This window comes from Capsulimonas sp. (assembly GCF_039929585.1).
GTDB lineage: Bacteria > Armatimonadota > Armatimonadia > Armatimonadales > Capsulimonadaceae > Capsulimonas.
In genome coordinates this window covers 22,456-29,170 of record NZ_JBDSQY010000051.1, presented here as the reverse complement: position 1 = coordinate 29,170, position 6,715 = coordinate 22,456, and the positions used below count along the sequence as shown (strand labels likewise).

Annotated in this window: 7 protein-coding genes and 1 other annotated feature; all 7 genes read left to right on the top strand. The window is 58.0% G+C overall.

What is annotated here, in order from left to right; translation table 11 throughout:
- Positions 1-785 (top strand): ABC transporter permease (locus tag ABIZ35_RS03615; RefSeq protein WP_348218506.1); only part of this gene is annotated, 785 nt, incomplete at its 5' end.
- A complete protein-coding gene (locus ABIZ35_RS03610) occupies positions 772-1,521 on the top strand; it encodes an ABC transporter ATP-binding protein (RefSeq protein ID WP_348218505.1) in 750 nt (249 codons plus the stop codon). The genes ABIZ35_RS03615 and ABIZ35_RS03610, both read left to right, overlap by 14 nt.
- On the top strand, positions 1,518-2,471 hold the full coding sequence (locus ABIZ35_RS03605; protein WP_348218504.1) for an acetylxylan esterase: 954 nt from the start codon (positions 1,518-1,520) through the stop codon (positions 2,469-2,471). Before ABIZ35_RS03610 ends, ABIZ35_RS03605 begins: the two co-directional genes overlap by 4 nt.
- Positions 2,472-2,540: 69 nt before the next feature.
- A complete protein-coding gene (locus tag ABIZ35_RS03600; RefSeq protein WP_348218503.1) occupies positions 2,541-2,780 on the top strand; it encodes a hypothetical protein in 240 nt (79 codons plus the stop codon).
- Positions 2,781-2,847: 67 nt separating this feature from the next.
- A complete protein-coding gene (locus ABIZ35_RS03595; RefSeq protein WP_348218502.1) occupies positions 2,848-3,129 on the top strand; it encodes a hypothetical protein in 282 nt (93 codons plus the stop codon).
- A 234-nt stretch (positions 3,130-3,363) separates the two neighbouring features.
- On the top strand, positions 3,364-4,482 hold the full coding sequence (locus ABIZ35_RS03590) for a polysaccharide deacetylase family protein (protein ID WP_348218501.1): 1,119 nt from the start codon (positions 3,364-3,366) through the stop codon (positions 4,480-4,482).
- Between the two features lie 111 nt (positions 4,483-4,593).
- Positions 4,594-4,848: a binding site (T-box leader), on the top strand.
- Positions 4,849-4,905: 57 nt separating this feature from the next.
- Entirely contained in the window at positions 4,906-6,696 is a 1,791-nt protein-coding gene (gene ilvB / locus ABIZ35_RS03585; protein WP_348218500.1) for a biosynthetic-type acetolactate synthase large subunit, read from the top strand.
- Positions 6,697-6,715 lie beyond the last annotated feature (19 nt).

Here is a 6,715-nt window from a genome sequence, read left to right as displayed (position 1 = left end):
GTCACGACCGGCTGACCAGCGGGCGAATGCCGGAAGCCGGAAAGCCAGAAGCGGTGATCTCCGAGGGGATCGCGCGTAACCGTAAACTCAAGCTCGGCGACGTGCTTGCGAGCCCCACCGATACCGGCGCGCTCGTCAGCGTTCCCGTCCCCGTTCATGTGGTCGGTATTTTGTCTGGTCCTACGTGGTGCTCGTTTACTTCGAAAGAGTTTACGGACAATGCGCTGCCGCTGGTGCCGCATTCGCTTCTGGTGACGACGCGCGGCGCCGCACAGACCGAGCAAATCGCCTTTGGAGACAAGCTGTTCAATCAGCTTGACAAGGTGCAAACCCAGGTATTCTCGTTCAACTCGCTTGTGAAGGACCTGCGCGATTCACTAGCGTCCATGTATATGATCATGGGGCTGGTGAACGGGATGGTCATCTTTGTGGTCGCGCTGATGGCGGGGATGCTATCCAACATTTATTTTACACAGCGCATCAGTGAGTTCGCCGTTTTGTCGGCGATCGGCCTGCGGCGCAGCGTCCTAATCTGGCACGCGATCTCCGAAACGGCGATTTTGACGACCATCGGCTGGATCGCAGGCGTGATTGTCAATTACACGATCCTGAGCGTCCTGCGGGGGCGCGTCTTCGAGCCGCGCGGCATGCTGATCAACCCAGGGGATTTGTTTGCTTATGCATACACGCTGCCCATTCCCGTCTGCATCACGCTGTTTGCGGTGGCGACGATTACTTACCGTTTGTCGCGCCTGGACCCGGTGACGATTATTGAAAGGCGATGATCCGTTGACCGATTTGCTGACAACCGAAAAAATTTCTTTGGTATATAGTGATGGAGACCGAAACACTTACGCCCTTCGCGACGTTACTATTCAGATACCTGACCGAAAATTCATCGGGATTATGGGGCCGTCCGGCTCTGGGAAGTCTTCGCTGCTTTATATTTTAAGCGGATTGAAGCGACCGACCGGTGGGGAGGTCAGACTAAAAGAGTATTCGTATGCCGGCCGGCCGGACCGGGAGCTAGTCGACCTGCGCCGTACGCGCTTTGGATTCGTATTCCAGCAGCCGTATCTGCTCGTCTGGCAGACGGCCATGGAGAATGTCCTGATGGGCGCTCCCGATCTTCATGATGAGGCGCGGCATAAGGCCCAAACGTATTTCGATCAGCTCGGAATCGCGCGGCTGCAGCATAAGCTGCCATCGCAGCTTTCCGGCGGCGAGAAGCAGCGGGTATGTGTCGCCCGCGCCATGATGAACGATCCGGACATCATCTTCGCCGACGAGCCTACGGCGTCGCTGGACCATACCAACGGCCGGCTCGTAATCGACCTCTTGTCGGCGTACCGTGAGCGCGGCACGGTGATCGTCGTCACACACGACCCGGAGATGCTGACAGGCGCCGATTCCATTCTGATGATGCGCGACGGCGAAAGCCAGGGATGGGTGACGCCGGACGCTCTCGCCGAGGCTGGAACGAAGAGTAAGACGATCTCATTGGGTGACGGCAGACCATGACGGAATTAGAGGAGACACGATCTGTCGTCCATCGTCCTGAGGATTTTGACGATTTCTGGCGCGAGACGATGGCGGAGATTGACGAAACGCCAATCGTCTGGATGAGGACGCCTTCAGACTTCACGGCCGAAGGGTATGTGGTTGAGACACTGGAGTTTGCGTCACTGGGAGGCGTCACCGTCTCCGGCTGGCTTGCCGTTCCCCACGATCTCAGCGAAGCGCCGCTGCCCGGTTTTTTGTGGCTGCCGGGGTATTCGCACGGGAATCCGTCGCCAGGTCCCGAGAGCCTCTACGCGGGCGTCGTGACGCTGGGACTTAACGTCCACGGCAACCCGCCGGACACCCCGTACGTGCATCCGAGTACGCAGGGCCGCGATTATATCGCCGAGGGGATCGACGCCCCGAAGACATATGTTTTCCGTGCGATCATCGCGCACTGCCTGCGCGCGTTTGACGTGCTGGCGCGTCAGGATGAGATCGATCCGAAGCGCGTGATTGTCGGCGGCATGAGCCAGGGTGGGGGACTGGCGCTGATTGCGGCGGCTCTCAAGCGGGAAACCGCATGGCTTTGCCTGGCCGACATGCCCTGGCTTTCGGACTTGGACCGGGCGCTGGCTTTGATCGATCGTAAACGTTATCAAAAGTTTCCGCAACTTTCTGTACCGGACAAGCGTCTAATCATTGAGCAGTACGCGGAGGCGCATCCAGAGCGGCGAGAAGCGGTTTTTCGAACCTATCGCTACTTTGATCCGCTGTCGCACGCGGGAAATATCGCCTGCCCGACGCAAATGAGCGCCGGAGGCCGAGACCCGTCATGCCGACCCCCGACGATCTATGCGGTCTATAATGAGATCCCAGCGGAGAAAGAGATGCTTTATTTGCCGACAACCGGCCATCAAATCGTACCCGCCATGCATACGGCGCACGAGAAGTGGGTAAATTCGCACTGAACCTGAATACCAACGCTTTCATAAGAACAATGGAACTGCAAGCACGCGAATAGCGGGATGAGGAGGACAATGTCTCTGGAACAGAATAATAGCGCGCTGCAAAATGAAGACATCTTGTCGGCGACGGACAAAATTATCGGAAAGTATGGGCGAAGCGGCTCCGGACGCGCATCGGCGCTCCGTTTGATCGGGGCCTACGTCATTATCCAAACGGAAGGGATTTCTGGCCTGCGCAAGCGCGGGTTCAGTCGGGGCAGCATTCAGCTTTATTTGGAAAAACTGCACGACGTGGAAGTTCGTGTTCCCTAACGCCTGGATTAAAAGTGGGTGTAAGATGGGAATGTCTTTTGCAGAACATTTTGGAAAGGACATTCCCATGACGGATCAACAAATTGGAACGGTCAATCCCGAGAAAGCCTTCGTACAGTCGACATCCGGCAAATCCGTCACAGGACAGTCGGTGGTGACCGATCAGGGCATGGACAAGGAAGTGGTGACGCTTCATCCTACGGCGGGCGCAAGCAGCGAGGCGCCGGCGTCCAGCGGTATTCCAAGCGCAAAGGCCCAGCAGGGACTTGCCGGTCACGCCACGGCGCCTCAAGACGAGACTCCGATGTCGGACCATGTGATATCGACCAACGATCGCACACGGATCTAACCGAACTCGGCGAAGATACCTATTGACGCCAATGCCAATCAGTGATATACTGATTCTACCCACCGGACACTCTCCGGTTGCGCCAGGGGCTGTATGAATTTACAACCTTGCGCAAACAAAAAGCCGTCCCATGCCGGAGTTAAATCCAGCATGGCGCGGCTTTTTTATGTGGTCGCCTATCCAGGCGATACTGGGGTATAATCGCCGTATTCCACCTCGTCACGCGTGAGAAACATGTTAGATACCACACAACGCTTCCATCGCCTCAATGTCGCCCGCATCGCCGCCGCTGCGGTCTTGATCGTCGGAATACCCATGGTCTCGGGATGTAAAAACCCATTCCACAGACGCACGGCCGCGACAGTGTCTCCTGTTGCTAAGCCTGCTTCGCAAACGGCCGCCATACTGCCGGTGGATCTGACCAAGGTCCAGCCGAACGAAGCCGGTATGGTTCCGATTCTGGAGTATCACGACCTGGTCAATACGGCCAAGGCGACCGGATACCAATATTCATCCGCCTCATTCCGCAAAGACATGGAATGGCTGTACGCCCATAACTACCGCCCGGTGAGCCTGTCCGAATACGTCCAGGGCCGCATCGACTGCCCCGCCGGCATGTCTCCCGTGATCCTGACATTCGATGACGCGCTCAAGGGCCAGTTTTACTACACCCCGGATGGCAAGATCGATCCGACCTGCGCTGTCGGCATTCTCGACGACATGCACGCGCGCCATCCCGATTGGCCGCTGAAGGGTACGTTCTTCGTGCTCACCAACGGCGATCCCAAGCTTCCGCCCTCGTTTTATCAAGAGCAGTATGCGCAGGGCAAGATGGAGTATTTGGTGAAGGAAGGTTATGAGATCGGTAACCATACCATCCACCATCGCGCGGGCATCCGCCACTGGTCCGACGATCAGGTGATGGCCGAGTTCGCCGGCGCCGTCAAGAACATCCAGGCGATGCTGCCCAATTACAATGTAAACACGCTCGCACTGCCGTTCGGTGTCTACCCCAAGAACCAGAAACTCGTGATCGACGGCCAAAGCGGTGGCGTCAAGTACCACAATATCTGCGCCCTGCTCGCCGGCGCCGCGCCGGTCCATTCGCCGATGAGCAAGGACTTCAAGCCCTATCGCATGCAGCGGATCATTCCTGGCAACGAGAAATTCGCCATCAAGTACTGGCTCGACTGGCTGGAGCGCAACAAAGCCGACAAATACGTCAGCGACGGCGACCCGAACACATTCACCGTCAACACCATTTCCTCCGGCAAGTTGGACCCCGCGAAGATCGCGAAGGCGCACCTGCACCTGCGGACGTATAATGGGACGACGGTGGCTTCGACGAAGTAAGTCTTTCGTGACCTATCCCCGCTATTCGCGGGGATAGGTCACTCAGAAATATTTCCAAACCATGGTTGACAACCGAATCTTCACCCGGTATAATATTGCCCACAACTGAATTGAAATGCGTTGACGAGGACAATGTTACTGTACGGAGCTTTCAGAGAGCCGTCGCTTGGTGCGAGACGGCAGCGAAGCACAGTAGATCTCCCCTCCGAGCTGGCTGTTTGAAAATACACGTTCACGTTTATGATTAGGATAGCACGGGGTCGCCCGTGATAGCGTTCCAAGTGCGACGTGTATGGCAGGACGGTCTGCAATATTCGTCGAATGAGGGTGGTACCGCGTGAGCTGATAAAGCCTCTCGTCCCTTACCAGTGGGCGGGGGCTTTTTTGTTTGTCTCCGCCAAGTGTCAAAAGAAGGAACATTCTATGAGAGTCAAAGGAAGTCGGGCGCTGCTGGAATCGCTGAAGCGTGAAGGCGTCGACACCATCTTTGGATATCCGGGCGGGGCGGTCATCCCCATCTACGATATGATTTACCAGTTCCCGGACATCCGCCACATCCTCGTTCGCCACGAGCAGGGCGCCGGGCACATGGCTGAGGGCTACGCCCTCGCCACCGGCAAGGTCGGCGTTTGTCTGGCGACGTCCGGACCGGGCGCCACCAACCTTGTTACCCCGCTGGCCGACGCGATGATGGACTCGGTCCCGCTTGTCGCGATCACCGGCCAGGTCCGCTCCAACTTGATTGGCACCGACGCCTTTCAGGAAGCGGACATCACTGGCATCACCATGCCGATTACCAAGCACAACTGGCTGGTCAGGGACGTGACACAGCTGCCGGAGATCGTTGCCGAGGCGTTCCATATTGCGCGTTCCGGCCGGCCTGGCCCGGTCCTGATCGATATCCCGCGCGATATTGCCGAGGCTGAGTTTGAATACACGCCCGTCGAATCCGTGGACATCCCGACCTTCAAGCCGACCACGCGCGGCCACTCGGTCCAGATCAAGCGTGCGGCGGAGTTTATCGCCGACGCCAAGAAGCCAATTCTTTATGTCGGCGGCGGAGCGAACCACGCCTACGCTTACAAAGAAGTGCGTGAACTGGCCGAGAAGATCAACACGCCGGTTACCACGACTTTGAAAGGTCTCGGCGCATTTCCCGAGACGCATCCTCTGTCGCTGGGCATGCTGGGCATGCACGGAACTGCCTACGCGAACTACGCCGTCAGCGAGTGCGATCTGCTGATCGCCGTCGGCGCGCGCTTCGACGACCGTGTGACCGGCAAGGTCGCCGAATGGGTTCCGAACGCCAAGATCATTCATATCGACATTGACCCGGCGGAGATCGGCAAGGTCTTATTGGCCGATGTCCCAATCGTCGGTGACGTCAAGGCCATTTTGACTGAGCTGAACAAGGTCGTGAAGGCGAAGATGCATCCGGAATGGGTGTCGCAGATCAACAAGCTGAAGCAGGACTTCCCGCTGCACTACCCGAACGACGGTGTCCTGCACGGCCAGTACGTGATCGAACAGATCGGCGAAGTGAGCGATCACAAGGCGATTTGCGTGACGGATGTCGGCCAGCACCAGATGTGGGCGGCCCAGTTCTTCAAATGCGAAATGCCCCGCCAATTCGTGACCTCCGGTGGCCTGGGAACGATGGGCTTCGGACTTCCCGCCGCGATCGGCGCGCAGTTTGGCGCTCCGGACAAGACGGTCTTCTGCGTGACGGGCGACGGCTCGATCCAGATGTGTATCCAGGAGCTGATGGTCGCGACTATCTACAAGCTGCCGATCAAGATCTGTATCCTGAACAACCAGTTCCTCGGCATGGTGCGCCAGTGGCAGGAGCTGTTCCAGGGGAACCGCTACTCCTCCGTGGACATGGAAGCGGCGCCGGACTTCGTCAAGCTCGCAGAAGCCTACGGCGCGCATGCGATCCGCTGCTTCAACCCATCGGGCGTCCGCGCCGCGCTGGAAGAAGCGATGAGCATCACCGACCGGCCGACCGTGCTGGACTTCCGCATCTCGAAAGAAGAGAATGTCTACCCGATGATCCCGAGCGGCGGCACCATCCACCAGATGGTCGTGCAGCGCCCGCCGGACATGGTTCCGCTGGACAGCTACATCGCCAGTGAGATGTATATGGGTGAGGACGATCAAGCCGCGCCCGCAGAAGAAGAAAAGGAGACCGTGCCCGTTCCGCGCGCACAGTAGCGCGCGGATCGGCCGTCTC

Coding starts and splice junctions, on each gene's coding strand:
- ABIZ35_RS03605 (WP_348218504.1), top strand. CDS start 1,518: ATGACGGAATTAGAGGAGACACGATCTGTCGTCCATCGTCCTGAGGAT.
- ABIZ35_RS03600 (WP_348218503.1), top strand. CDS start 2,541: ATGTCTCTGGAACAGAATAATAGCGCGCTGCAAAATGAAGACATCTTG.
- ABIZ35_RS03595 (WP_348218502.1), top strand. CDS start 2,848: ATGACGGATCAACAAATTGGAACGGTCAATCCCGAGAAAGCCTTCGTA.
- ABIZ35_RS03590 (WP_348218501.1), top strand. CDS start 3,364: ATGTTAGATACCACACAACGCTTCCATCGCCTCAATGTCGCCCGCATC.
- ilvB (WP_348218500.1), top strand. CDS start 4,906: ATGAGAGTCAAAGGAAGTCGGGCGCTGCTGGAATCGCTGAAGCGTGAA.